Annotated in this window: 22 protein-coding genes; 11 read left to right on the forward strand and 11 right to left on the reverse strand. The window is 41.5% G+C overall.

Translation table 11 applies throughout. The features are described from left to right. Positions 1-6 precede the first annotated feature (6 nt). The 5 genes from ACVW2L_RS14365 to ACVW2L_RS14385 are packed head-to-tail and all read right to left on the reverse strand — an operon-like array spanning position 7 to position 6,929. The gene (locus ACVW2L_RS14365; protein WP_457128653.1) at positions 7-861 is read right to left on the reverse strand and encodes an N-acetylglucosamine kinase; all 855 of its coding nucleotides are present in this window, start codon (positions 859-861) and stop codon (positions 7-9) included. Next, positions 858-1,235, reverse strand: a complete 378-nt coding sequence (locus ACVW2L_RS14370; protein WP_457128654.1) for a response regulator — start codon at positions 1,233-1,235, stop codon at positions 858-860. Before ACVW2L_RS14370 ends, ACVW2L_RS14365 begins: the two co-directional genes overlap by 4 nt. Positions 1,236-1,277: 42 nt before the next feature. Next, the gene (locus tag ACVW2L_RS14375) at positions 1,278-2,594 is read right to left on the reverse strand and encodes a TolC family protein (protein ID WP_457128655.1); all 1,317 of its coding nucleotides are present in this window, start codon (positions 2,592-2,594) and stop codon (positions 1,278-1,280) included. A gap of 12 nt (positions 2,595-2,606) precedes the next feature. After that, positions 2,607-5,738, reverse strand: coding sequence for an efflux RND transporter permease subunit (locus ACVW2L_RS14380; protein ID WP_457128656.1), 3,132 nt, complete (start codon positions 5,736-5,738; stop codon positions 2,607-2,609). Between the two features lie 6 nt (positions 5,739-5,744). Then, entirely contained in the window at positions 5,745-6,929 is a 1,185-nt protein-coding gene (locus ACVW2L_RS14385) for an efflux RND transporter periplasmic adaptor subunit (protein ID WP_457128657.1), read from the reverse strand. A gap of 376 nt (positions 6,930-7,305) precedes the next feature. On the opposite strand from ACVW2L_RS14385, the gene ACVW2L_RS14390 reads away from it, so the two are divergent. Both ACVW2L_RS14390 and ACVW2L_RS14395 read left to right on the forward strand, forming a co-directional pair. Then, a complete protein-coding gene (locus ACVW2L_RS14390) occupies positions 7,306-9,060 on the forward strand; it encodes a M61 family metallopeptidase (RefSeq protein ID WP_457128658.1) in 1,755 nt (584 codons plus the stop codon). 158 nt (positions 9,061-9,218) lie between these two features. After that, on the forward strand, positions 9,219-9,374 hold the full coding sequence (locus ACVW2L_RS14395; RefSeq protein ID WP_457128659.1) for a lmo0937 family membrane protein: 156 nt from the start codon (positions 9,219-9,221) through the stop codon (positions 9,372-9,374). Positions 9,375-9,582: 208 nt separating this feature from the next. On the opposite strand, the gene ACVW2L_RS14400 is transcribed toward ACVW2L_RS14395, so the two are convergent. The 3 genes from ACVW2L_RS14400 to ku all read right to left on the reverse strand — a co-directional run bounded on the left by ACVW2L_RS14400 (position 9,583) and on the right by ku (position 13,537). Beyond that, positions 9,583-10,131: a YciE/YciF ferroxidase family protein gene (locus tag ACVW2L_RS14400; protein ID WP_457128660.1), complete on the reverse strand. Its 549-nt coding sequence runs from the start codon at positions 10,129-10,131 to the stop codon at positions 9,583-9,585. Between the two features lie 123 nt (positions 10,132-10,254). Further along, entirely contained in the window at positions 10,255-12,765 is a 2,511-nt protein-coding gene (ligD, locus tag ACVW2L_RS14405; protein WP_457128661.1) for a DNA ligase D, read from the reverse strand. Between the two features lies 1 nt (position 12,766). Then, positions 12,767-13,537 carry a non-homologous end joining protein Ku gene (ku, locus tag ACVW2L_RS14410; protein ID WP_457128662.1) on the reverse strand — a complete coding sequence of 257 codons (771 nt, stop codon included), beginning with the start codon at positions 13,535-13,537 and terminating at the stop codon, positions 12,767-12,769. A 114-nt stretch (positions 13,538-13,651) separates the two neighbouring features. Between ku and ACVW2L_RS14415 the strand changes: the two genes are divergently transcribed. The 8 genes from ACVW2L_RS14415 to ACVW2L_RS14450 all read left to right on the forward strand — a co-directional run bounded on the left by ACVW2L_RS14415 (position 13,652) and on the right by ACVW2L_RS14450 (position 21,015). Continuing rightward, positions 13,652-14,410, forward strand: a complete 759-nt coding sequence (locus tag ACVW2L_RS14415; protein WP_457128663.1) for a UDP-2,3-diacylglucosamine diphosphatase — start codon at positions 13,652-13,654, stop codon at positions 14,408-14,410. Positions 14,411-14,532: 122 nt separating this feature from the next. Continuing rightward, positions 14,533-15,606 (forward strand): peptide chain release factor 1, encoded by a 1,074-nt coding sequence (gene prfA, locus ACVW2L_RS14420; protein WP_457128664.1) that lies wholly within the window; start codon positions 14,533-14,535, stop codon positions 15,604-15,606. A gap of 123 nt (positions 15,607-15,729) precedes the next feature. Beyond that, on the forward strand, positions 15,730-16,548 hold the full coding sequence (locus tag ACVW2L_RS14425) for an FkbM family methyltransferase (protein WP_457128665.1): 819 nt from the start codon (positions 15,730-15,732) through the stop codon (positions 16,546-16,548). 174 nt (positions 16,549-16,722) lie between these two features. Further along, positions 16,723-17,643: an FAD:protein FMN transferase gene (locus tag ACVW2L_RS14430; RefSeq protein WP_457128666.1), complete on the forward strand. Its 921-nt coding sequence runs from the start codon at positions 16,723-16,725 to the stop codon at positions 17,641-17,643. 148 nt (positions 17,644-17,791) lie between these two features. Further along, positions 17,792-18,091: a hypothetical protein gene (locus ACVW2L_RS14435; protein WP_457128667.1), complete on the forward strand. Its 300-nt coding sequence runs from the start codon at positions 17,792-17,794 to the stop codon at positions 18,089-18,091. Between the two features lie 25 nt (positions 18,092-18,116). Beyond that, entirely contained in the window at positions 18,117-18,989 is an 873-nt protein-coding gene (locus ACVW2L_RS14440; RefSeq protein ID WP_457128668.1) for a hypothetical protein, read from the forward strand. 6 nt (positions 18,990-18,995) lie between these two features. Then, entirely contained in the window at positions 18,996-19,679 is a 684-nt protein-coding gene (locus tag ACVW2L_RS14445) for a response regulator transcription factor (protein WP_457128669.1), read from the forward strand. A 4-nt stretch (positions 19,680-19,683) separates the two neighbouring features. Next, positions 19,684-21,015, forward strand: coding sequence for a sensor histidine kinase (locus ACVW2L_RS14450; RefSeq protein ID WP_457128670.1), 1,332 nt, complete (start codon positions 19,684-19,686; stop codon positions 21,013-21,015). A 32-nt stretch (positions 21,016-21,047) separates the two neighbouring features. Here ACVW2L_RS14450 and ACVW2L_RS14455 read toward each other — a convergent pair whose 3' ends face one another. Next, a complete protein-coding gene (locus tag ACVW2L_RS14455) occupies positions 21,048-22,016 on the reverse strand; it encodes a peptidyl-alpha-hydroxyglycine alpha-amidating lyase family protein (protein WP_457128671.1) in 969 nt (322 codons plus the stop codon). Positions 22,017-22,177: 161 nt separating this feature from the next. Here ACVW2L_RS14455 and ACVW2L_RS14460 point away from each other — a divergent pair, with 161 nt between their 5' ends. Next, entirely contained in the window at positions 22,178-22,909 is a 732-nt protein-coding gene (locus tag ACVW2L_RS14460; RefSeq protein ID WP_457128672.1) for a DUF6515 family protein, read from the forward strand. A 63-nt stretch (positions 22,910-22,972) separates the two neighbouring features. Here ACVW2L_RS14460 and ACVW2L_RS14465 read toward each other — a convergent pair whose 3' ends face one another. Together ACVW2L_RS14465 and ACVW2L_RS14470 are read right to left on the reverse strand one after the other, a co-directional pair. Further along, the gene (locus ACVW2L_RS14465) at positions 22,973-23,458 is read right to left on the reverse strand and encodes a hypothetical protein (RefSeq protein WP_457128673.1); all 486 of its coding nucleotides are present in this window, start codon (positions 23,456-23,458) and stop codon (positions 22,973-22,975) included. A gap of 110 nt (positions 23,459-23,568) precedes the next feature. Then, positions 23,569-25,290, reverse strand: coding sequence for a S41 family peptidase (locus tag ACVW2L_RS14470; RefSeq protein WP_457128674.1), 1,722 nt, complete (start codon positions 25,288-25,290; stop codon positions 23,569-23,571). Positions 25,291-25,335: the final 45 nt, after the last annotated feature.

The raw sequence follows: 25,335 nt of genomic DNA on the forward strand, positions 1-25,335 counted from the left end.
TAGCAATTACAAAGCCTCGCGGCTTAAAATAAATGTAAGCAGATCATGTATGGGCTGTTTTATGATCTTGCCAACATGCACACCGTTGGCCTTACATAAGGCAGTAAGTTCGGGCGCAAAGGTGTAAGCTATTGATCCTACAAAATGGCATTTATGATCGTGATATTGGGGGTAGGACTTTATGTTAGTTTCGATGAATTCCAAAAAGCCTTTTTTTAGCAGGTCCTGCCCGTAAGGTGTGCGCCGTATTACATTCAAAAACCTTGCAAACGACGCCAGGTAAGTGTTAGCGGCGGGCTTTTGATAAACATTCTGCATCACCACTTCCTTATTAAGTTCATAAGTGTTTTCAAACAGGGTATGCACCTCATAAGGCATCTCGCCATATAAAAAGTCGGTTATTAAGGCCTTACCAAACCAGTTACCAGATCCTTCGTCACCCAATATAAAACCCAGGCCATGCTTACCCGAATGGATGTCTTCGCCGTCAAAAAAAGACATGTTGGAACCTGTGCCTAAAACGCAGCAAAGGCCTTTCTCATGCCCGCACGTTGCGTATGCCGAGGCCAGCAGATCGCTATCAACACTTATATAGGCTTTTGGAAATAACTGACTTAACGCGTTTGATACAATTTCGTGCCTGTCGGGGCCGGAGCATCCGGCGCCAAAAAAATAAATCTCGGTAACCTTACTGCTGTAGGCCAGCATATCAGTTGCCCTATCCTGCAAGATCTTAACTATCTCTTTCTCGGTTAAAAAATATGGATTCAGGCCCGGGGTTAGAAACTCGACCGGGTCCTTGTCGGGTTGTTTAAGCAACCAATCTGTTTTTGATGATCCGCTATCCGCAACTAAGATCATGAAATATCTTCCAGTATTTTTTTAGTTAGTGGTTTGTGAAGAAACTGGGTGACGTATTTGTTGGCCAGTGACCTGCGCATATCTGTGGGGTCAAGCGATGACGACAGCATAAATATTTTTACCCTGTTCTTTTCAATTTCAAGCTTATCGTATTCCTGCAAAAATTCAAAGCCGTCCATAACCGGCATTCTCAGATCCAAAAATATAACATCTGGAGTTACTTTACCGTCGCGCAGTGACTCAATTGCCTCAGACGATGACTGACTTATTATTATGCTTTCAGCAAAATTACAATTTTCCAAAAGTCTGCTCGTGACAAAATTATCAATATAATTGTCATCAATCAGCAAGCAGGTTTTGTAAGATTCAGCCATTTTTAATCATCAAAAATAACTTTTTATTTTATTATTGGATATTTATTGAATATTAATGTTGTTGGTTATCTGCTTTAAGCTTATCTCAGCACTTTTTGCCTGATATTCTGCTGCGTGATAGTTCACCTGCGCATTAATAAAGTTCTCTTCGGCCTGGCGCACCTCAAGCGGAGTAATGTTGCCCAATTTATATTTATCCAAAGTAATTTCAAGATTACGCCTTGCAATGGCCACATTAGCCTGCCCAAGTTTTATCAGATCAAGGCCCGATAAATAATTAACATATAAGGTATTGATCTGCGCATCAATTCCCATCTTAACATTTTTAGTTTGTATTGCGGAGTTCTCTAATTGAATTTTAGCGTTGGTTTCGCGGCGTTTTTGGTTAAATCCGTCAAAAATATTCATACTTGCTGTAAAACCATAGGTTAAGCCTCTTGCGTCGTTTGCCAATAGCGCACCACTTGGCGACCTGCTGTTGGTAAAATTATAGCCTGTGTTTACACCAATAACCGGGTACCGTACCGCTTTAACCTGTTTCAGGTTGATCTCTGCAAGTTGTTTGGCTATTTGGGATGATAAGATACGCGGGTTCTGCGTAGCAGCGGCCGCAAGTATATTACCAAGCACCAGCTTATCGTCAACTACTATAGTATCCGTTACCGAAAAATCTGCCTGCGGATCTCTAACCAACAATTGGTTCAATTGTATTTTGGTAGCTTTAAATTGCTGTAATTGCGATACATAATTAGCTGTATCTGTATTTACATTCACTTCTGCATTTAACACTTCTAACCGCGAAACAGCGCCTACCGAAAACTTATCCTGTGCAAATTTTAACTGCTGCTTTGAGATACCAATTGCTCCGCGCAGCGACTTTAAAACCTGGTTTTGATTAATTAAGCTATAATAGGTTGATATTACATTGGTTAATGTTTGCAACACTGTATCGCGCGATGTTATGCCGCTTAAACGCTCACGCACTTTCAACGCATCGTAATTGGCAAACATGGCAAAACCATCAAAAATGGTCCAGTCCATTGCTACACCATAGTTATAGCTTTTACTGCGCACATTAACAAAATTATTTGTTCCTGTTGTACGCGTTACGGTACTATTTTGAACGCTGTTGTTATTACTAAAGCTACCGGGTAAAGCGGGTAAAAATCCGGCGTTACCCAGTGTAACGTTATTCTGTGCTATAGTTGCATTATTTTGTGCCAGCTTTATGTTGTAATTATTCTGCAATGCGGTGTCTATGGCACCTTTTAAAGTAAGCAGGGGTGCATTTTGCGCACTTGCAATAAAAGATGAAGCCACACAGCATAAAATAAGGCAGGCTATTTGTTTAAGTTTCATTAACTGCATTTCTTAGTGTTGTTCAACCAATTTTACTTTTTTGTTCTTTTTGGTTTCGGGCTCAAATTCATTTTCGGCATCCGGGTCGCGGCGTACTTTTGATGCTATTAACACATACATTGTTGGGATAACGTATAAGGTTAGTATCAGTGAAAACAGCATGCCGCCTATAATAACTATACCCAATGATACACGGCTTTTTGCGCCTGCACCCAAAGCAAATGCAATGGGCACCGAGCCTAAAACCACGGCAAGGCTCGTCATTAAAATTGGGCGTAAACGGGCCGTTGCAGCTTCAATTACGGCATCGTACTTTTTCAAGCCATGCTCCATGCGTTGGTTGGCAAACTCAACAATCAGAATACCGTTTTTGGTAACCAAACCCACAAGAGTAATTATACCTATCTGGCCAAATATGTTAAGGGTTTGATCAAACAGCCAAAGCGATAAATAAGCGCCTGCAACTGCTAATGGCACGGTAAACATTACAATTATAGGGTCCTTAAAGCTTTCAAACTGTGCTGCAAGTACGAGGTAAATGAGTAACAGGGCGAAGATGAAAGCATACATGATGTTTGATCCGCTTTCAGCAAAGTCACGGGATGGGCCGCTTAATTCAGTACTGAAGGTTTCGTCCAATACCTTCTTGGAAATCCGGTCCATCTCTTTTATACCATCACCTATAGTGTATCCCGGAGCAAGGCCCGCTTGCAACGTTGCTGATTTAAAACGGTTGAAGTGCAGTATTGAAGGCGGGGTAGCATCTTCAGCAACTTTTACAACGTTGTCTAACTGAATTAGCTGCCCACGCGAATTACGTACATATAATGTTTTAAGATCCAGTGGCTCATCGCGGTTTGCCCTGTCTGCCTGCGCTATAACCTGGTACTGCTTACCGTTCATCAAGAAGTAGCTTAAACGGCTGTTACTATAATACAATTGCAATGTTTGTGCTATATCGGCAACGGAAACACCCAGATCGCGCGCTCGCTCTCTGTCAGTTGTAACGGTTAATTCGGGTTTAGTAAATTTTAAATTTACATCAGGCGTTACAAATACAGGGCTTTGGTTAACCTCAGCTAAAAACTCTGGAAGCACCGCACGTATCTTATCAAAATTTTGATTCTGAATAACGTATTGTATAGGCTGTGAGCTTCGGCCACCGCCACCACCGGCGCTTATGGTTTGCTCCTGCGATACAATAGCGCGGGCATCAGGATATTTTTGCAGCGCTTTAGTCAAAGCGTCGGCTATTTCCTGTTGAGTGCGCTTACGTCCGTCAGGATCAACAAGCCCAATCATACCCATGCCACTATTTACAGCGCCGGCGCCACCACCGCCAAAAGCAACTATTTCAACATTCATGTTGGCTTCGGGCACAGAATCGGCTACCATGTTTGATACCTTATCCATGTAATCGGCCATAAACTCGTATGAAGAACCTTCGGGACCGGTTACCTGGTAACGCAGAAAACTGCGGTCGTCCAACGGAGCAAGTTCTGATGGTATAGCACCATTAAGTGCCCAAATAACGCCAAGCGAAGCCACCAAAACAACAACCGCAATCCATCTACGCTTCATGAAATTAGTAAGCGTTTCTGTATAAGCATTGGTCATTTTTACGAAAAACGGCTCGGTGCGCTCATAAAATTTCGATTTCTTTTGATCTTTACGGATAAACTTAACACTCAGCATAGGTGTTAATGAAAGGGATACGAAAGCCGATATAAGCACAGACCCTGCCACCACAACCGCAAACTCGCGGAACAAGCGGCCCGTAAAGCCCTGAAGGAACATTACCGGCAAAAACACCGCCGCAAGGGTAACCGAAGTGGATATTACTGCAAAGAAGATCTCCGCAGAGCCTGCAAACGCGGCCTTACGCACATCCATGCCCTCCTCTATCTTTTTATAGATGTTCTCAGTTACCACTATACCGTCGTCCACCACTAAACCCGTAGCCAGCACTATACCCAACAAGGTTAAAATGTTGATGGAAAAACCACAAGCATACATGATGAAGAATGTGCCGATCAATGATACCGGAATATCAATTAACGGACGGAATGCAATGAGCCAATCGCGGAAGAACAGGTAAATAATAATAACTACCAGTATAAACGATATGGCCAGCGTTTCTTCAACCTCTGTAATTGACTGTTTAATGAATTTTGTTTTATCAACCAAAACTTTCACCTCTATATCAGGTGGAAGGTCCTTTTTTAACTGATCAAATCTTTTATAAAACTCTTTGGCAATCTCTACATAATTTGCACCAGGCTGTGGCACAATAGCTAACGATACCTGTAGCGAACCAGACTCTTTAAAAGCAGTTTGCTCATTTGCTGATCCTAATACAGCATAGCCTATATCGCTTAAGCGTATTACCCGGTTACTATCGGCACGTATTATAAGGTCGTTAAACTCTTTTTCGGTGGTCATTTTACCTACTGCGCGTATACTCAGTTCGGTTTTATTACCTTCAATTTTACCCGCAGGCAGCTCTACGTTTTCGCGGTTAAGCGCCGTAGATATATCATTGGCGGCTAAGCCTAATGCTGTTAATTTAGAAGGATCTATCCATAAACGCATGGCATACTGGCGCGTACCCTGCAAGTTGATAGAACTTACACCCGGTATGGTTTGCAAGCCTTCCATCAAAACGTTTTCGGCATAATCATTTACCTGTGTAATATTACGCTTGTTGCTTTTTACAGATACGGTAATAATGTTATCGGCATTTGCATCGGCTTTGGTAACAACCGGCGGCGCTGTTATATCTTGCGGTAACTGGCGTTGCGCCTGGCTCACCTTATCGCGCACATCGTTAGCGGCAGTTTCAAGGTCAGCATCCAGGTCAAACTCAACAGTTATGTTGCTGCTTCCCACAGAGCTTGTTGATGATATGTTGCGTATACCCGGTACACCGTTAATGGCTTTCTCCAATGGCTCGGTAATTTGCGACTCAATTACATCAGAGTTAGCGCCTGTGTAAGTGGTGCGCACATTTATAATAGGCGGATCAACCGAAGGGAAATCGCGGATACCTAAAAAATTATAGCCTATTATGCCAAATACAACTATAACAACAGACATAACTGTTGCAAGTACCGGCCTTTTTATGCTAACTGAGGATAAACTCATGCTCTATTATTTAATTACTTTGATCAATTTTAACTGAGCCTTAGGGCGCATTTGCATAATGGCAGAAACCACCACACTATCTCCCGGTTTTAACCCATCTGTAATCTGTATTTTAGTGTCGGTACGCAGATCAGTAGTAACCGAGCGAGGCACGGCTATGCCATTGTCATAAATAAAAACTTTGTTGCCTTTAATGTCTGGTGTAACCACTTCGGTAGGCAGCATAATAGTTTTAGGTATGTGGTCAAGCACAAGGTTGATCTTGGCAAAACTACCTGCCTTAAGCACTCCTTTTGGGTTAGATGCTCTTGCGCGCACAGTAATGGTGCGCGAGCTAACATCAATAGATGGCTCAATGGCATATACCGTTGCGTTAAAATCATCCGGTGAACTTGCCACGTTGAAGCTTATTTTACTGCCAGACCTTATGTAGGCCTGATATTTTTCGGGTACGGAAAACGTAACCTTGGCAGGGTCCAAATTTACCAATGTAGCAATAGCCGTATTAGGCGACAGGTAGCCACCGGGACTCACACTGCGCAAACCTATGGTGCCCGAAAACGGTGCACGCATTTCTGTTTTGGCAATTTGTGCCTTTATCATGTCTGCCTGCGCATTTAAAGTATTCAGGCCGGTTAGCGATGTCTCATACTCCACCTGGCTTATCGCCTCTTTTTGTAACAACTGTTTGTTACGGCTCTCGTTTTGCTTTGCCAGCGCTATGCTATATGCATTTTGCTTGAGCGAAGCCACCAGGTCCTGATCATTTACCTTAACCAGCAATTGGCCCTTGTTTACATGGCTGCCTTCGGTAAAATAAATGCCGGTAATTCTGCCTGCTACTTCACTTATCAAATTCACCCTTTCGTTAGCATCAATGGTACCTGTTACATCAATGTTATTACTTATTGTGGTATCTTTCACTATCATTACATTAACAGCAACAGGACCGCCTCTTTTACCACCACCGGGGCCACCCGCTCCGGGACCACCTGGGCCGCCAGGGCCACCGCCGCCGCGTTTGCCGCCCCCACCATCACGTCCGCCGCCCGGGCCTCCGGCACCCGGACCACCTGGCCCCTTCGCGCTCATAGCTGCTCTTTTTTTAGCACCCTCACTAAAAAATTTGTTATAAATTAAAAAGCCAATTACTCCGGCTATAACGATGTAAACAATATATCTGGTTTTCATATTTCCTATAAAAGACGCTTAGGTTTTTTTTATTCCCCTCTGAATTTAAAGCTCTATTTTGTATTCTCAACAGTATACTTCGGCCGTACTGAACGGTCCTCAAATATATTCATAATATGGGCAATTTAACTAAGATCCCAATTAATGCGGCCTGTTTTTGCCGACTTTAATGATACCGCAGAAGCCGTTGCTAACGTTTTTGCATGCGTAAGCTCAAAACGTCAAAAGTAATTAGTTCGATTTCCAGATAATTCCTTGTATCAACCATGTTACAACAACTTTATGCTAATTTATTGATAAGCAAATACGCATATTTTTATACATTGCAGCTATGAAAAAATTTCTTACTACACTTTTTTTTATAACGTATATTTTAATGAACACGAATTCAGGATACGCTATTGATAATGTAAAAATTAATTACACCATTTCTTTTCCCGAAGCGCAGGCCCATTACGCCGATGTGGAAATGACCCTGAGCGGATTGGCTCAGAAAACTTTGGATCTTAAAATGCCTGTTTGGGCGCCCGGCTCGTACCTGGTGCGCGAGTTTACCCGCAATATTGAATCGTTAGATGTAAGCGCGGCCGGGAAAGCATTACCTGTGGTTAAAACGCGAAAAAACATATGGCATGTTGATATCTCCGGAAAAGCGACGGTAACCGTGAAATACCGGCTGTATGCTTTTGAACTATCGGTACGCACCAGCTTTATAGATGCAGATCACGCGTTCCTGTCATCTCCGGATGTTTTTATTTATCCGGCCGGTATGCTTAATAGTCCTTCTACCGTTCGTATTATTCCGTATAAAGGCTGGACAACCATTTCAACAAGTTTGGAAAAGGTGAACGGCGATACCTTTACCCGCACAGCTCCTAACTACGATATTTTGTTTGACTCACCTTTAGAGGTAGGAACGCAGGATGTGTTTGGCTTTAAAGTAGGCGCAACAGATTATGAAGTGGCCATGAGCGGTGGGGGTAACTACGACAAAGAGCGTATTAAAAAAGACTTTACCCGCATTATTGAAGAGGAGGCGGCCATTTTTGGTGAAAACCCTAACAAGCATTACACTTTTATTATACATAATAATTTAAAAGGCGGCGGCGGGTTAGAGCACCTAAGCTCTACCACGTTGGGTGCTACGCGCGATGGTTATAAACACGAAGGCACCTACCAGAGCTTTCTGTCATTAGCGGCGCACGAGCATTTTCACCTTTGGAATGTAAAGCGTTTACGCCCTATTGCACTGGGTCCGTTTGATTATGACAACGAAAACTACACTACCAACCTATGGATAGCAGAGGGCTTTACAGCCTACTATCAGGATGTTATTGTGCGCCGCACGCAGTTATATGCCCCACAAAATTATCTTGATCTGATGGCGAGGCAAATTACCCAGCTTGAAAATCAACCGGGGGTTAAGGTGCAAAGCGCTGCCATGGCAAGTTATGATGCGTGGATAAAATCATATCGCCCCAACGAGAATTCTGTTAACACCACCATATCTTATTATACCAAGGGAGCTGTAGTTGCAATGATGCTGGACCTTGAAATAATCAACTACAGTAAAGGCAAAAACTCGTTAGATGATGTAATGCAATACATGTATAACGAGTATTATAAAGTTAAAAAACGCGGTTATACTGATGCCGAGTTTAAACTGGCCCTTGAAAAATTTGCCGGTAAAAAACTGGATGACTTTTATGCTAAATATATAAACGGTGTTGCTGATATTGATTATAACAGTTATTTAACCTACGCAGGCTGCAAAATAAGCGACGATTTAGCCGGAACCAATACGGCAGCGTTAGGTATTACTATGATAGCCAATACCCGCAGGGTAATAGTAGCCTCGGTATTGCGGGGTACTTCTGCGTGGGACGATGGAATAAATGTTAATGACGAGATTATTACCATAGATGGCAAACCCGTTGACAGCCAGGAATCACTTATTGGCAATAAAAAGCCCGGAGATAAAATTTTAGTAAAGCTGATACGCGATGGACTTGAAAGAGAGATTATGGTAACGCTTAAACGCTCTACTACTGTTAAGTTTAAGATAGAACAGCTTGCAAATGCTACGCCTCAGCAATTAGCAGTGCGTAAAAAATGGATGACGCTTGAATAACCCAATGCACTATCTTATGGCTAAAAAAATACAAAACGCCCTTAAAAAAGGGCGTTTTTTGCTATGTAAGGCCGATTTGTTTGTATAGTTGTTATTTGGCACCGTTTTAGTATTGGTTATCATAACTTATGAAAATCGTTAACTAAAACATCACTACCATGAACTCATTATTGTATATCATCGCAGTTATTCTCATCATAGGATGGGTATTAGGTTTCTTCGTGTATTCAGCAGGCAGCATCATTCACGTATTGCTTGTAATTGCTATTATCTCTTTATTATTAGGGGTGATCAGAAGGCCAACAGCGCTTTAATATATAGCGCGTTAAGATTCAAAAAGTCCGCAGAAGATGATTCTGCGGACTTTTTTTGGTTAATAAAACTCTGCTGTAAACGTTTTGCATTGTCGAGCCACTGCTATAAATGTGTGTAGATCTTTCGTCCATTTAAGATGGCATCAATAGCAAAAAAGCCACTCCTTTTAAGGAATGGCCTTTTCGTATTCTATCGTGTCGGCAAATGTTACTCAGCTTCGGTGCTGGCCATTTTGTTTATGCCGTTAACGGCTAAAACGGTCAGATCTTCATCGCATTGTTTTTCTTCTGCCAAAGTTGCTTCAAGCAAATCAACTGCTTCCTCATAACCTAAAACACCGGCTAAAGTGCGCAGGGTACCGTAAGAAGCAATTTCATAATGCTCTACTTTTTGTGCTGCAGAGATTATACCTGCATCGCGGGTAACACTGCCTTTCTCGGTTTCAGAAACAATTTCTTCTGCTTCTTTAAGCAAACCTGCCATCGCCTCGCATTTTACCGCAACAGCCTTTTCGCCTATTGATGAAAATACCTGCTCTAAACGGGTAATTTGGTTTTCAGTTTCGCTAATGTGTTTTTGAACGGCCGCGCGCAACTCATCAGATGTTGCTCCTTTTGCCATTTTAGGTAAGGCTTTAACCAAATGCTTTTCTGCCCAATAAATGTCCTTTAATTCGTCAAGGAATAATTCGTTCAATGCTGACTCCTGAACGTCTGTTGTTTGTTCTGCTTTTTTAGCTGTTTTTGTAGTTGCCATGGTAAATGATGTTTTATGTTTTTCTACAAGCAAGTATGCAAAGGCAATGCCACAACACGTACTATTAAGAAAATTATTAATTTTCTAACTAATTTTTGAGATATGTGAGCAAAAAACGATGGCCTAAACAAATTCCTTAAGCAATTTCAAAGCCTGTTTTAAATCGGCTTTTTTTGAAGTAAGGTTTTTCCATGGGTCCTCTGTATTCTCTACACGTTCCTTTGTATTGAAAATAGTATAGTTGGATAATTTAAGGTCATTATTCACTTCATGCCAGTGCAGGGGCATTGAAACGGTAGCTCCGGGCTTTGGCCTTACAGAGTACGGGCAGGCTATAGTTTGCCCGCGGCGGTTTTGTAAAAAGTCGATATAAATTTTATTGGGGCGTTTTGCGGGGCTGCGTTCTATACTGGTAGTATCCGGCAGTTCGGCATGAATCTGTTTAGCTACATACTCGGCAAACATTTTAACCAGATCATAATCATACTTTGCACCCAGGTAGCAATAAATATGAAGACCTTTTGAACCAGAGGTTTTAACAAAAACATCAAGTTTCATGCGTTCAAACACCTCCTTGGTTTTAAGTGCTGCGTCTACTGCCTGCGTAAACGGTACATCGTGCGGATCAATATCTATCACAACAAACTCCGGGTTTTCCGGCGTTTTGTATGAACTAAGCCAGGGGTTTATTTCAATGCAACCCAAATTGGCCATGTATATCAGCGTTGCCGCATCTTTGCCAATAATATAGTTGATGTCCTTATCATTACTCTCAGAGTATAGTTTTTCTGTTTTTATCCAGGCAGGTAAATTGGCTGTATTGTCTTTTTGAAAAAAACCGGGGTCGTCTATTCCGTTGGGCTGCCGGCGCATAGAAATGGGTTTATCCTTTAAATAAGGCACTATCCAATCGGCCATTTCCCGGTAGTAATTTATCAGTTCACCTTTGGTAATACCCTCATCCTTCCAAAACACCTTATTAAGGTGCGTAACCTTTAATTTATGTTTGCCTACGGCTATGGTTTCATCATCGGCCATTTGTTTATCCGGCTTTTCCATAACTACTTTTTCCTTTTCTTTATCCACGCGCAAACCTTTAAACACCGGATGACGCAGGTGTCCATCGGCGGTCCATTCAGAATACCATACCTCGCATACCAGTTCGGGCCTAACCCAGGTAACTTTTGTGCGGCTATGTTGTTTTTCTTTAAAAGGCTTTACATCGGTTTCAAGCGGCTGTAGTTTTTTATAAAGTTCTTTTATACCTGCATCGTTAAACCCGGTACCGCAATTACCAATGTACTGTAAGCCACCGCCTTTATTAATGCCCAATAGCAACGCACCAAAATGGTTGCGTGATCCGGTGGGTGCGGTGTATCCACAGATCAAAGCTTCCTGAGATTGCTGTAATTTAAATTTACGCCACCTGTCTGTACGTTTGCCGCTTTCGTAAAAGCTCTCGGCATCTTTCCCTATTATACCTTCCCACCCTTCTTTTTTTGCTTTGTCAAAAAGATCAGTTCCATTACCAGTAATATGGTCGTTATATATTATTGACGTGCTATCCAGTTGCTCTACCAAAGCTTTAAGCAACTGCTTTCGCTTTAATAGTTCAATTCCACGCAGATCATGACCGTCCAGACTCAGCAGATCAAAAACATAAAATTTTAGCTGCTTATCTTTCGTATCACCCTCGTAATGTTGTATATCCTGAAAACTGCTGCGGCCCTCGCTATCTTCTATCACCAGTTCTCCATCCAGCACCGCATCTTTTTTAATTGACTTAAGTTCAGCCACTATTTTTTTGTAGTTGGCGCTAAAATCGATGTTATTGCGCGATATCAGCCTGGCATCTTTCCCGGAGTAACCTAAAGCACGGTAACCGTCAAGCTTACGTTCATAGATCCAGTTATCATCGTTAAAAAGCTTATCGTCAAGCTTGGCCATCATGGGCGAGAAAGCTTTTTTTGACTTAGTTTCTACAGGCTCTTCTTTTGTATCCTCAATAAGTTCAGCGCTTTTTTTTTCAACCTTTACCTTATGCTGTTTTGGTAATGCCTTAGCCTTGCCGTCTTTGTTGTTTAACATCACCTTTACGGCATCGGGCACCAAATCCTCACTGTTAAAATCATCAACCGCATATTCATCGCGATGCTTGATCAACAACCAGGAGTTGTCCTCATTAGCGTTTTTTATTTTAACCAGCGCAAACTCGCCCTTTAAAATATCACCGTCCAGCCTGATCTTTAAATTACCCGCTTTTAGTCCCGCCCGCAGTTGTTTAATATCGTCTTTGCGGTCACCTGCCAATGATGTATATGTACCTTTGTCCCATATAATAACTACGCCGGCGCCATAGTTGCCGTTAGGAATAATACCTTCAAAATGCTGATAATCTATTGGGTGATCTTCTACCATCATGGCCAGTCGCTTATCATCCGGATTTAGCGATGGCCCCTTAGGCACCGCCCAGCTTTTCAACGTCCCGTCCAGCTCCAGCCTAAAATCATAATGCAAACGCGAGGCATGATGCCGTTGTATTACAAACGACAAAGTTTTATTGTCGCTTTTGCCGCCTTTAGGCTCAGCAGTTTGTTTAAAATCGCGCTTTTTAACATAGGTCTCCAGGCTCATGCTATGCTCCTTTCTTGGTATTAAGGCTTGCCATTAACTGGTCGTACAGATCATCGCTGGTGGTTTTATGCGGGGTGAGTTTTTTAACCTTGGCACGTTTACCTTTTGATTTAGCCTTTATTATATTTAATAACGATTCGCTGTACTCATCCTTAAATTTTGACACATCAAACTTCTCTGCATATTGGTCTATCAACGCCAAACCCATATCCAGCTCTTTTTTGGTAACATCCACCTTATCGCCAACTTTCAATTCCTCGGTGCTTCTTATTTGCTGACCAAAACGTATGCGCGTAACAACCAGCACACTATCAACCGGATGCACAATGCATAAACTTTCTGTACTGCGCAGTACAAAACGTGCAAGCCCTGCTTTTTTTGATTTTGCAAGGGCGGCAAGCAATAGGGCATAAGCTTTGTTATTCTTGGTATCGGGCTCGGTGTAATACGATGTTTCGTAATACATTGGGTTAACGTCAGCAATATCAACAAAGCTTTCAATGGTTATCAGTCTGCTTTTTTCGGGGGCAGCGTCTTCAAAATCACTGTCATCCATTATTACATAATCATCATTCAGCTTATAGCCTTTAACAATTTTATCATAAGGTACCTCCTTATGCGTCTGCTCATTAACGCGCTGAAAGCGGATACGCGAGTGGTCGCGACCATCCAACATATCAAAATCAATATTGCTGGTTTGCACAGCAGAATACAATTTTACCGGGATGTTTACCAACCCAAACCCTATTGAACCCTTCCAGATAGATCTCATTGCTAAAGCTTTATTATTTAAACTATAACTTATTTACTTGCAAACGGTTTGCCACAATTGATAAACCAAAGGCCTTGCGTTAAATATTGCGCTTAAAATGTATTTTTGGGGCTGATGGCAACAGGCAACAAACTTTATTTCGCTTCTGATTTTCATTTAGGGGCAGGTGGTTTAGATGATAGTCGTGAGCGCGAAGCGCGCCTGGTGCGCTGGCTTGATACGATAAAGACTGATGCCGCCGAACTTTTTTTAATGGGCGATGTGTTTGACTTTTGGTTTGAATACCGTACAGTTGTGCCAAAAGGCTACATCCGCTTTATAGGAAAGCTGGCGGAACTGGCTGATGCGGGCATAAAAATATACCTGTTTAAAGGCAACCATGATATGTGGATGTTTGGTTATTTTGAAAGGGAACTTGGCGCTACCATCATCAATGATGAACTGGTAATAGAGCGCGGCGGCAAAAAATTCTTCCTGCATCACGGCGATGGCCTTGGGCCCGGCGATAGTAGCTATAAGCTACTGAAGAAGATATTTCGCAGCAGATTTTGCCAGTGGCTGTTTGAGCGCCTGCACCCTAATTTAGGCGTGGGCATAGCCAATTATTGGTCTGGCAAAAGCCGGCTTCATAACCTGGGCGACAAGCCTTATAAAGAGGAAGAGCAGGGTTGGTTGCTTGATTACAGTAAGGAGGTTATTAAAACTGTAGACTATAGTTACATGATATTTGGCCACAGGCATTATCCCATGGAAGTACAGTTAACAGATAAAAGTACCTATGTAAACCTTGGCGAATGGATAAATTACAACTCGTACGCCGTATTTGATGGCGAAGATTTAAAACTGGAACGTTTTGAACAGAAAATGGTATAGTATATCCTGAAATTGTAAAACCTTTTGCCTTTAAGCTTTAAGCTTTCACCTTCCCTTAAAAAACCGTATTTTTGTGGGCTTTTTAGGGCTGCAGCTATTGTATCCCCAATAATAATTAGATTATGTTAGATAAGTTAGAGGCGATATTTCAACGCTGGAAAGATGTAGAAGCTGAACTGAGCAGCCCGGATGCAATGGCTGATATGAAGCGTTTTGCTCAATTAAATAAAGAATATAAAGACCTGGCTAAAATTGTTGCTGAGTATAATATATACCGCAACATAATGAGCAATATAGATACCAACAAGGAGATTTTGGCCACTGAAAAGGACGACGAATTCAGGGAAATGGCTAAAATGGAGCTGGATGAATTGCTTACCCAGCAGGATGAGATGGAAGAAAAGATCCGCCTGATGCTGATACCTAAAGATCCTGAAGATAGCAAAAACGCTATTGTTGAGATACGTGGTGGTACAGGTGGTGATGAGGCTTCGCTTTTTGCAGGCGACCTTTACCGCATGTATATGCGTTTTTGCGAAAAACGCGGCTGGAAAACTGAATTGGTTGATTTTACCGAAGGCACTGCAGGTGGTTACAAAGAGATTGTTTTTAACGTAAATGCAGAAGACGCTTACGGTACTTTAAAATACGAATCGGGTGTGCACCGTGTACAACGTGTGCCAGATACTGAAACACAGGGCCGCGTGCATACGTCGGCAGCATCAATTGTGGTATTGCCAGAGGTGGATGAGTTTGATATTGTGCTAAACCCTGCTGATATACGTAAGGATCTGTTCTGCTCATCAGGACCGGGTGGACAATCAGTAAACACTACCTACTCTGCGGTACGTTTAACTCACTTACCTACAGGGCTTGTTGCACAGTGCCAGGACCAAAAATCACAGTTAAAAAACTTTGATAAGGCTTTGCAGGTATTGCGCTCACGTGTATACGAAATGGAGCTGCAAAAACACCTGGAAGAAGCATCTAAAAAACGTAAAACCATGGTTGCCACCGGAGACAGGTCTGCCAAGGTGCGTACTTATAACTTCCCGCAGGGCCGCTTAACCGAGCACCGCATAGGGCTTACCATCTACAATCTTGCAGGTGTAATGAATGGTGACATTCAGGACATTATGGAAGCGCTGCAGTTTGCAGAGAATGCTGAGAAGTTGAAAGAGGGAACGGTAGCGTAAGGTGTTGTTGGAATAAGATATAAAGTCACTCATGGCATTATAATATTGATCGTGGAATACTTCGTTAGCTTAAATTAAATTTATATTGCGGAATATAACAATTTATTCAACACCATATAATAAATGAAACTTACTAACATTTTTGGCACAGACGTAAAAGAAAGTCTCAAGAAAATTTATTACCGCTATAAAAATCGAGGTTTTAAACCTTACATAGTTGAAAAAAAGTTATATCATACTGACTTTAAATTTTACGTAGCTAATTTGGAGGGGCAACAGTGGTATGACCAAACATCGAATAAGAGTCAGGACGAATCAAAAGAATGGTTATGGCCGGAAATGGAATTTGTAAAAAACAAAATTTGTAAGAAAGGCGATGTTATATTAGAGTGCGGTGGCCATCACGGGCTTACTGCAGTTGTCATTTCAAAATGGATAGGCGAAGAAGGGCATGTATATACGTTTGAACCCAATTCTGACAATTTAGCCATCATCAGGAAAAATATAAATATAAACTCTTCAAAAAACATAACAGTAATACCAAATGCTGTTGGTTCCGAACACGGTAACATATTGATATCCCATTCAAACTCAAATTCTTATATCCTTCAAGGCAACGAAAATGTAGGGATTGAAGTACCTATTGTTAAAATTGATGATTTTGCAGACAAAAAAATAGACGTAATAAAAATAGATGTCGAAGGGTTTGAGTTCGAAGTTCTTAAAGGCGCTACGGAAATATTGAAAACGCGGCCGCGATTGGCCATCGAACTGCACTTGGACATGATGCAACGTTATGGCGCAACTGTTGACCAATTACTGTCTTTAATTGAAAAGAACTATGACTTATGGATACAATTGGATATATATAGTCCACCGGTGCAGTTCAACCGCAGTGTTTTTATTCCGGACAGGTGCCACCTTTTTGCTCTCCCTAAATAGGCCTTAAAGAGCGACAGCAAAAGTTAACTATTTATGTCTGTGGTTCAAGTCCCCCTTTTCATGTTAATTTCATAAAACGCCGCTACTTTAGCTACTATATTTATTATACCTATGTTCTGCATGATTAGGTTTAAAGAACACTGGTTTATCTGATAATATATTAATAGCGTTGTTATGCTGGCTCTAAAACAAATATCAGTAAGTAACTTATCAGTTTTCGGACACGAAACCCGCTTAATGGGTGCGCAATTTGAGATAAGTGTTGTGGGCGATGATCATGCCTGGGCAAACGAGCGAATAAACAGCGCAATAGCCGAGATAAACCGTATTGAAAAGCTACTAAGCGCCTTTGGCGACGATAGTGAAGTTAATGCCATCAACCGCAATGCAGGTATACAACCTGTTAAGGTAAGTGGCGAAATTTTCAGGCTTATAGATCGTGCGCTTAAAATTTCTGATCTTACTTACGGCGCTTTTGATATTACTTATTATTCTGCCGATAAAATTTTTATTGACAGCAATAACAATACCCCTGTAAATACCATCCCCTACTCTATTATCAAAACAAACTACAAGGGTGTTGTTGTAGACCCGCAAAACTGTACTGTGTTTTTAAAGGAAAAAGGAATGCGCATTAGCCTTGCCGCTGTTACCAAAGGCTACGCTGCAGACAGGGCCAAATATTTAATGCAATTAGAAGGTGTGGGCAGTGGTGTTATTAACGCAGGCGGCGATATTTTAACTTGGGGAGCCCAACCCAACTTTGAACCGTGGACCGTAACAACAGCCTGTGCTGCTTATAATGATAGTTTGCTGGCCAATATCAACATCAGTAATATGGCTTTGGCCGCTTCTGTGAATAAGGAAAACCTTACCAAAAAATCAAGCACGAAAAGTGGATTTGTTGTGAGCGCTATTGAAAGCATAAATGTATTGAGTCCATCGGCCGAGTTTGCTGGTGCCTTAACTTCTCCGTTAATGGCCATGGGTATAAATGCCGCATTGTATTTGGTAAATCGTCTTCATCAGATTGGCTGCGTTATTACCGACGATCAAAATCGTGTTTATACTTCTAAAGACGTTAAAACGGCCTAAGCAAATAGCTTGGCTTTATTAAACTATAAGGGTAAATTAGCCTCTAATTTGCAGCCGCCCCTGTAACGGCATTCTGATTAATACCTGCTTTGAAAAAATTTGTAGAAATTTCTGTTATTTGATGATAAGGTGGTTTGTGTATATTGTGATGTTTTTGCTAATTGCGCCAACACCGTCATCAGCCAAATTAATTAGCAGCGCGGTTAAGCTGCCGTCCGCAAATAAGCGGTATTATATCCTGTACACTTTACCTTTGGCAGATACCATTATAAAAAAGCATCCGCCTGATGAAGAAGAAAAAAATAAAATAAAGGGAATATCAAAGGCAAAGCGCCAGTCAAAACCCGAGAAAATTGATGACGCTAATAACCAGCCCAAGCCACAGCGCGAACGCAGGCCCGAAGGTATGGAACGACCGCCCGAAATACCCAGAAGAAATAGCAATTAACCTTAATCCAATTTGTAAGCAGTAAATGAAGTTCGTCCGAATATTATTTTTTCTTACCATAGTTATCTCTGCACACTCTTCGGCAGCAAGGTTGCTTTTGCCCAAAATTAACCTTAGTTTGTATGCTGATACTGATACCATCATCCGTAAAAGATCAATTTCCGTAGGGTTTAATTTTGGCAGCGATGCTATGTTTTTTGGGCGCACCGGGCCTATCAGGTATCCGTTTTATTCTGCCGACGTTGTTTACAACACCAAACAGGGTTTTTTTGCTTATGGCTCGCTGTTACGTTTAATTGGCTACCGCACCTCTATTGACGAAATAGATATTGGCGGCGGATACCTTTATCGGCCCTCAAAAAAATTCTCGGGCTCGGTTAGCTATACCCGTTTTATTTTTAACAAAGAGCAGCGTATAATTGAATCTGCCACTAATAATGATATCAACCTAAAAAACGCTTATAACTGGGGACCTTTTAAATCTACCGTGATATTGGACTACCTGTTTGGCCGCTCGAGCGATTTTTTTGTTACCGTGAGTCAGTCTAAGTATTTTGAACCTAACTGGCGCCTTTTTAGCAAAAACGACTATCTAACGTTCAATCCTTCTATAAGCATGATCTTAGGCACGCAAAATTTTGTGCAAACCTATGCCCTTGATCATCAAACTCGTTTTTTGATAGCCAACATTTATAAGAATGATTACTCGCCTTATCAATATAATAACGGGCGCTTCAATGCTTTAAATTATAGTTTTAAGATCCCCGTAGCATACAACCGCCCGCATTATACTTTTGAGTTTGCCTATAAATATTCTATACCTGTTAATGTCGAAGGGAATTTAATGAACAGGCGCGAATCATTTTACAACCTTACGTTTTACTACCTTTTTTACTGATACACAATGAATGTTTTGATCATAGAGGATGAGGTTGCCCTTGCCCGGGAACTGGAAATATTCTTAACCAACAACAATTACATTTGCGAAGTGTGCCATACCGGCAAGCGTGGATCAGAAAAGGTAGCTACCAACTTGTACGATTTTATTTTGATAGACCTTGGCCTACCTGATTACGATGGCATGGACCTACTTAAAGAAGCAAAGCAAAATAATCCCGACGCCGTTTGCATTATTTTAACCGCCCGGGCCGAAGTGTATGACCGTGTGAGGGGACTTGATCAGGGTGCAGACGATTATTTACCTAAGCCTTTTTCGTTGCTTGAACTACAAAGCCGTATGCAAGCCATACTGCGCCGCAAGTTTGGGCTTAAGCAAAGTGCGGTTGAGTTGGGCAATTTCGCCATAAATTTAACCGACCGTACTATCACCCATTTGGGTAGCGTTGTAAATACTATCACCAAAAAAGAGTTTGACTTGATAGCTTATTTAATACTGCATAAAAACCGAACACTTACGCGTACACAATTAAGTGAACATATATGGGGAAGCGTTATCAATGACGATTACGACTCTAATTATATTGATGCGCACATAAAAAATATCCGCAAAAAGTTAAATACCTACTCAGCGCCCGACTGGCTGGAAACCGTAAGGGGCCTGGGTTATAAAATTACCTTGAATAGCTGATCTATTGAAACTAAACACCAAACTCACCCTGTTTAATGCCATATCAAAGCTGGCTATAGCGGTGCTGTTTGTACTGTTGGTTCCCTATTTTATCATCACCATCAGCAAAAATTATGTAGATAGCAACCTTATTAAGCAGAAGAACAAATTCCTTCAAATAGTAGCGCAGCAGGGAATAACAGAATACATACCACCCGGAGAAACTTATGGCAGTTATTATTTGCCGTTAAAAGACGAGTATCTGACCATTGAAAGAGATACGCTATCTGCACTGGCTATTGATACTATAAAAAATGATAAGCGATCTGTAGGGCGCGATACGATTGAATACCGCATATTAAGCCACACCTTTAAAATAGATAACCAAAATTATCTTCTTGAAATAGGTAAAAGCACAGCTACCCTTTACGATACCAGCGCACCCCTGCAAAATATTGCATTTGTTGTTTTGATTAGCATGATATTGCTCACTATCCTGGCCGATCAGATCTATACCAATTACTTGCTGCGACCGTTACAGTTGATCATAAAAAACAAGCTGCTCAATCAAAAATTTCCAAACTTCGGTACTTATAAAGAAGTTAAAACCAGCACTACCGACTTTCAGCATCTTGATATCAGTATTCATAAAATGATAGAGGCTATTGAGGCGGCTTTTCAAAAAGAACGTGAGTTTATTTCTAACGCGTCGCACGAATTGATGACGCCAATATCTATTCTGCAATCAAAAATTGAGAACATGTTTGAGCGGGAAGATATTGCAGAGGATCTTAAACTGCGTTTGCTTGAAATGCAGAAAATGCTTAACAGGCTAAAAAGCATCACCAAAACCTTGTTACTGATATCCCAAATTGAAAACGAGCAATTTTTAAAAGAAGACAAGGTTTCCATCAAAGAGCTTTTGCACGAAGTTTATGAGGAGATCTCTATCCGCCTGACTGAGAAGGACATTACTTGTACTTTAATAGTACCAGAGGACAAACAATTGATAAACATAAATAGCTTTTTAATATTTAATTTGTTTTTCAACCTGATAAACAACGCCATAAAATATAATCGGCCAAATGGGGAGATCACTGTGATTACTGCTACGGAAAACGGAACATTAGTGGTGAGTATAATTGATACAGGAATTGGTATAAGCCCCGATGCAATGCCTTTTATATTTAACCGGTTTAAAAAATTCAGGCAATCACTACAACAAGACAGCTTTGGCCTGGGTTTACCAATAGTAAAGTCGATAGCTAACTTTCATAACATAGAGATAGTGGTTAGCTCTGAGGTAAACGAAGGCAGCACCTTTAAAGTGATATTCCCCGCAGATGTGCTTGCTTAATCTGAGGTATCTATTTGAAGTAATATCCCTACTTATTCAGGCCCAAGGAATTTAAAGATCTTGTTTTTACTAATGTCGCCGGCATACAAATTACCATCGCTATCTATTGCTATTGCATGAAACCAACCTGCCTGACCAGCAAGTACTCGCGGAGCGGCGTTATCCGGTATCTCAAAAATATTCGATCCCCGATGCAGTAATCCAAGGATATTGGCATCATCAGCTGCGTAAAGCCGACCATTTGATCCAAAAGCCAACGATGTGATCTTACCAAAATTGGGGCTGGTAATCTTGCGGATAAAGCGACCGTTAGGCGTAAAAACCTGTATGCGCTTGTTCTCGCGGTCGGCAACATACACATTGCCTGTATTATCCAATTCCAGATTATGAGGAATATTAAACTCTCCATCGCCACTGCCTTTACGTCCCCATTCTAAAAGATATTTTCCCTGAGCAGAGAATTTAACTATGCGGCTATTACCATAACCATCGCTAACATAGAAACTGCCATCTTCAGCTACGGCTACATCGGTTGGTTTATCAAAATGAAAACGGTCCGCGCCGGGTAAGCCTGCTTCGCCTAACTTTAATAAAAGCTTACCGGCCGGGCTGTACTTAAACACCTGGTGCAAGCCAACATCTGTTAACCAATAATTACCTTTCCTGTCTATACACAGACCGTGCGGCATCACAAACATGTTGCCACCCCAACTGCGTAGCAACTCCCCGGTTTTATTGCTGAATACGGTGATGGTGTTGTTCTTGATAACGGTATCAGGCATCGGCCCAAGAAGCGGCCATTGGCGGCCAGCTCTATGAAAAACCACTAAGTTGTCGGCACTGTCTATAGCAAGCCCACTGGGCTCGCCCAACTGAAAATCGTTTGGAAGCACCGGCCAGCCTGACACCGGTATCCTATTGTTTTCTAAGCTTCGCCCGCTGAACATATATGCCGCTGCCAGTATAATTAAAGCAAGTATAAGAATTAGAACTTTCTTCATGCCCGGAATCAAATATCCATTTATACTGCTGCTAAAAAACTGAAAGATTAAGTTTGAATGTAGGAATAAATAGCCTGTTATAAAATTAAATTTTAAGTACCCATCATTAAACCCTTTCAAGCTAAATCAGTCCAACGGAATACATAACAATTTTTCAGAAAATGGGTAAAGTATTTAAGTATGCTGCCGGTTTATTGTTAGCCGGGGCAATGTGTGCAATGGTTTTAACTGCCGACGCGCAACGCCGCGGCACCGGCGGTGGTGGCGGAGGAGTCCGTGGAAGAGTAAATATTGCGCATGGCGGTGGCGGTTTTGGTTACCGACCAGGATTAGCAATAGGTTTGGGAATAGGATTTAATCGTGGGTTTTACGGCCCGGGATTTGGCGCCTGGGGATATCCGAATATAGGTTTTCGTATAGGTGCAATGCCCTTGGGCTTTTATCCTTTTTACTTTGGTAACAGTTTATATTATTTTTCGGCTGGCGCATTTTATCGCCCTAATGATACCGGCGGCTATACTGTAACAGACCCACCAGTGGGCGCTACTATTCCTAATCTGCCTAAAAATGCTCATTCAATACTTATTGACGGCGCACAGTACTATGAATACCGTGGGGTGTATTACACCGCACAGGTTAATGATAAAGGCGAAACAATATATGTAGTTGCCGGCAAAGACGGGGTTTTAAATACTGACGATGGCGACAACGAGGCGCCATTACCGAAAGTTGGTGATACAATTGATAAACTGCCTGATGGAAGCCAAAAAGTTACCCTTAATGGCGTTAACTACTTTGCCGCTCCGGATGGCGTTTATTATGAGGCTATTGTAAAGGACGGGAATACAAGCTATCGCGTAGCGAGTGTGCCTTCGGCAAATGATTATAGATAAATTTTAATAGCGCAACAAAAAAGCCGACCCAATTGGGTCGGCTTTTTGTTGCTCAGTATTGTATTAATGTTTGTTACCGTGGCCTTTACCCGGGCCGCCACCATTACCTCTTCCGGGACCTTTACCTTTTGGACCTTTACCCGGTTTCCAATGCTCTTTGTATTTTACATCAACGCTGTTGCGAATAATAACCTGATCTTTACGGCCTTTGTAACCTACATATTTGGTGCGGTAAACATCGGCTCTCTTCCAGGGCTGTGGCTCGTTAACAACAACTTTGTAACCATTGTAAACATTGTAGTTTGCGTAACGGGCAGGTAATGCACGTGAGCGCACCCACACATTATTATCTAAATAAACATACTGGTGGCTTGGCACATCGTAATAAGTGTCAATGTCAGGCAGGTAATAATTTTCAACATAGTCATATCCAACCGGGCCCCAGGCTGGCTGGCTGCCGATGTTTACATTTAAACTTATTTGTGCATTGGCAGTTGTGTAAAGTAAACTGCTAAGAATAGTAGCGGCAATTAAAGTTATCTTTTTCATAGTTGTTTTGTTTAATATGGATGTAAGACAACTTTATTGTTAAAAAGTTTACTCAATTAAAAAAGCGACACCGAAGTGCCGCTCTTTTAAAAATGAGTATTCAGTTAAATTTAGTTCTTCTCTTTGTCATCTGCACCTTTACCGGCCATGGCTAAAACAGGCTTACCAATAACTTTATAATTGCCATCGCCGCGTAATACAGCTGCAGTCTGGCTCTTATCCTGTAATGTTTTTACAGCCTGCGCCATTTCGTTATCATACTTTTGGCTGGCCTCATAGCGGCCCTTTTCGTAATAATAACGCGATACGATCTCATTCTCTAAAGATTGCTTTATTTCGGCTTTATGAATTTGCAGATCGTTTTTCTTGCTATTCATTAATTTTGTTTTCAGTATGTCGTATTCTGTCTGGATCTGATCAAACTGCTTTTCTTTGGTAGCGTCGGATTTTAAGATATCAAGCGTTTTTTCTGATACCGTATTATAACTATAGTTTTTGCCCGCCAAATATTTCACAAAATCGTTGTAATCAGCGTCGCTCAAAGTAAATGTCTTTGCATCAGCAATCTTAGGGTGCGAATCGCGGTATTTGGTAGCGTAATCAAACAATAATAATTTACCAATGAGCGTCTGTGTAACTGTGGCATAGCGTTCCTGTTTAACGGCAATGTCCGGATAGATACCGCTACCATCAAATACAGACCTACCTGCTTTGGTTTTAAACTCATGTATAAGCGAATCGGCAAATTTCAATACGCTGCCATCGTCTTTACGATGCGCATAATCTAATTCCTGAATGCAACGGCCAGATGGTACATAATACTTGGCTATGGTTATCTTAACCAGGCTATTGTAGGGCAACGGAAATGTTTGTTGCACCAAACCCTTGCCATAGCTACGCTGGCCAATAACAACACCACGGTCAAGGTCCTGAATGGCACCCGCAACAATTTCTGATGCAGAAGCAGACCTGTTATTTATCAAAACCACCAAAGGTAGATCTCCTGCTACAGGTGGTGCCATGGTTTTGTATACATAACTCTTTTCTCTGACCTTGCCTTTTTGCGATACCACTTCAACACCCTGTGGTATAAAAAGGTTCACAATTTTTACGGCTTCTTGCAAAATACCACCACCGTTTGCGCGCAGGTCAAGTATAACACCGGCGGGGTTGTTCTTCTTTATAGCCACTAAAGCGCTGGTTACTTCATCAGCAGAGTTTTCCAGAAACTTGTCTAACTTAATATAACCCATATTACCGTCAACCATACCAGAGTAGGAAACGTTAGGTTGCTTTATCTCATCGCGTATAACGCTCTTTGTTAAAGTATTGGCTTCACCTTCGCGCTTAACCACTAACTTTACCGCAGTTCCGTTTGATCCTTTAAGCAAAGTGCTCACCTGGTCATTGTCTTTACCTTGCAGTGGTACATCATTTATAGAAATTATCTGGTCGCCGGCTCTAACATCGGCTTTTTGAGCGGGATATGCTTCAAATACGCTCGAAACGAACACTTTACTATCACGCAAAAAAATACTTGCGCCAATACCGCCATACTGTGTACTTACATAATGCAGCTTGTAGTCTTCAATTTCCGATTCGGGAACAAACTCGGTGTAGGGGTCAAGGCCATTAAGCATGGCATCGGCACCCGTTCTAAGCATCTCTGCAGAGTTAATATCATCAACATAGTTAACGTTCACTTCTTTGTATAGTGAGGCAAATACTTCCAGATTTTTGGAGATCTGAAACAGGTCGTCCTTAAAGCTCCATGTGCCTACTGCAAATGCCAGCAACCCTGCCGACAAAATGATCTTTTTATACTTTTTCATCACACCCACATAAATAAACTTAGAAAAATAAAAATACAAAAATAG

Source organism: Mucilaginibacter sp. HD30, assembly GCF_054061755.1.

Bases quoted from the DNA above. Each gene is read 5' to 3' on its own strand.
- ACVW2L_RS14440 (WP_457128668.1), top strand. From the start codon at position 18,117: ATGAAGTTCGTCCGAATATTATTTTTTCTTACCATAGTTATCTCTGCA.
- ACVW2L_RS14395 (WP_457128659.1), top strand. From the start codon at position 9,219: ATGAACTCATTATTGTATATCATCGCAGTTATTCTCATCATAGGATGG.
- ACVW2L_RS14380 (WP_457128656.1), bottom strand. From the start codon at position 5,738: ATGAGTTTATCCTCAGTTAGCATAAAAAGGCCGGTACTTGCAACAGTT.
- ACVW2L_RS14455 (WP_457128671.1), bottom strand. From the start codon at position 22,016: ATGAAGAAAGTTCTAATTCTTATACTTGCTTTAATTATACTGGCAGCG.
- ACVW2L_RS14435 (WP_457128667.1), top strand. From the start codon at position 17,792: ATGTTTTTGCTAATTGCGCCAACACCGTCATCAGCCAAATTAATTAGC.
- ACVW2L_RS14445 (WP_457128669.1), top strand. From the start codon at position 18,996: ATGAATGTTTTGATCATAGAGGATGAGGTTGCCCTTGCCCGGGAACTG.
- ACVW2L_RS14400 (WP_457128660.1), bottom strand. From the start codon at position 10,131: ATGGCAACTACAAAAACAGCTAAAAAAGCAGAACAAACAACAGACGTT.
- ACVW2L_RS14425 (WP_457128665.1), top strand. From the start codon at position 15,730: ATGAAACTTACTAACATTTTTGGCACAGACGTAAAAGAAAGTCTCAAG.
- ACVW2L_RS14465 (WP_457128673.1), bottom strand. From the start codon at position 23,458: ATGAAAAAGATAACTTTAATTGCCGCTACTATTCTTAGCAGTTTACTT.
- prfA (WP_457128664.1), top strand. From the start codon at position 14,533: ATGTTAGATAAGTTAGAGGCGATATTTCAACGCTGGAAAGATGTAGAA.
- ligD (WP_457128661.1), bottom strand. From the start codon at position 12,765: ATGAGCCTGGAGACCTATGTTAAAAAGCGCGATTTTAAACAAACTGCT.
- ACVW2L_RS14415 (WP_457128663.1), top strand. From the start codon at position 13,652: ATGGCAACAGGCAACAAACTTTATTTCGCTTCTGATTTTCATTTAGGG.
- ACVW2L_RS14460 (WP_457128672.1), top strand. From the start codon at position 22,178: ATGGGTAAAGTATTTAAGTATGCTGCCGGTTTATTGTTAGCCGGGGCA.
- ACVW2L_RS14375 (WP_457128655.1), bottom strand. From the start codon at position 2,594: ATGAAACTTAAACAAATAGCCTGCCTTATTTTATGCTGTGTGGCTTCA.
- ACVW2L_RS14370 (WP_457128654.1), bottom strand. From the start codon at position 1,235: ATGGCTGAATCTTACAAAACCTGCTTGCTGATTGATGACAATTATATT.
- ACVW2L_RS14365 (WP_457128653.1), bottom strand. From the start codon at position 861: ATGATCTTAGTTGCGGATAGCGGATCATCAAAAACAGATTGGTTGCTT.
- ACVW2L_RS14470 (WP_457128674.1), bottom strand. From the start codon at position 25,290: ATGAAAAAGTATAAAAAGATCATTTTGTCGGCAGGGTTGCTGGCATTT.
- ACVW2L_RS14385 (WP_457128657.1), bottom strand. From the start codon at position 6,929: ATGAAAACCAGATATATTGTTTACATCGTTATAGCCGGAGTAATTGGC.
- ACVW2L_RS14430 (WP_457128666.1), top strand. From the start codon at position 16,723: ATGCTGGCTCTAAAACAAATATCAGTAAGTAACTTATCAGTTTTCGGA.
- ACVW2L_RS14390 (WP_457128658.1), top strand. From the start codon at position 7,306: ATGAACACGAATTCAGGATACGCTATTGATAATGTAAAAATTAATTAC.
- ku (WP_457128662.1), bottom strand. From the start codon at position 13,537: ATGAGATCTATCTGGAAGGGTTCAATAGGGTTTGGGTTGGTAAACATC.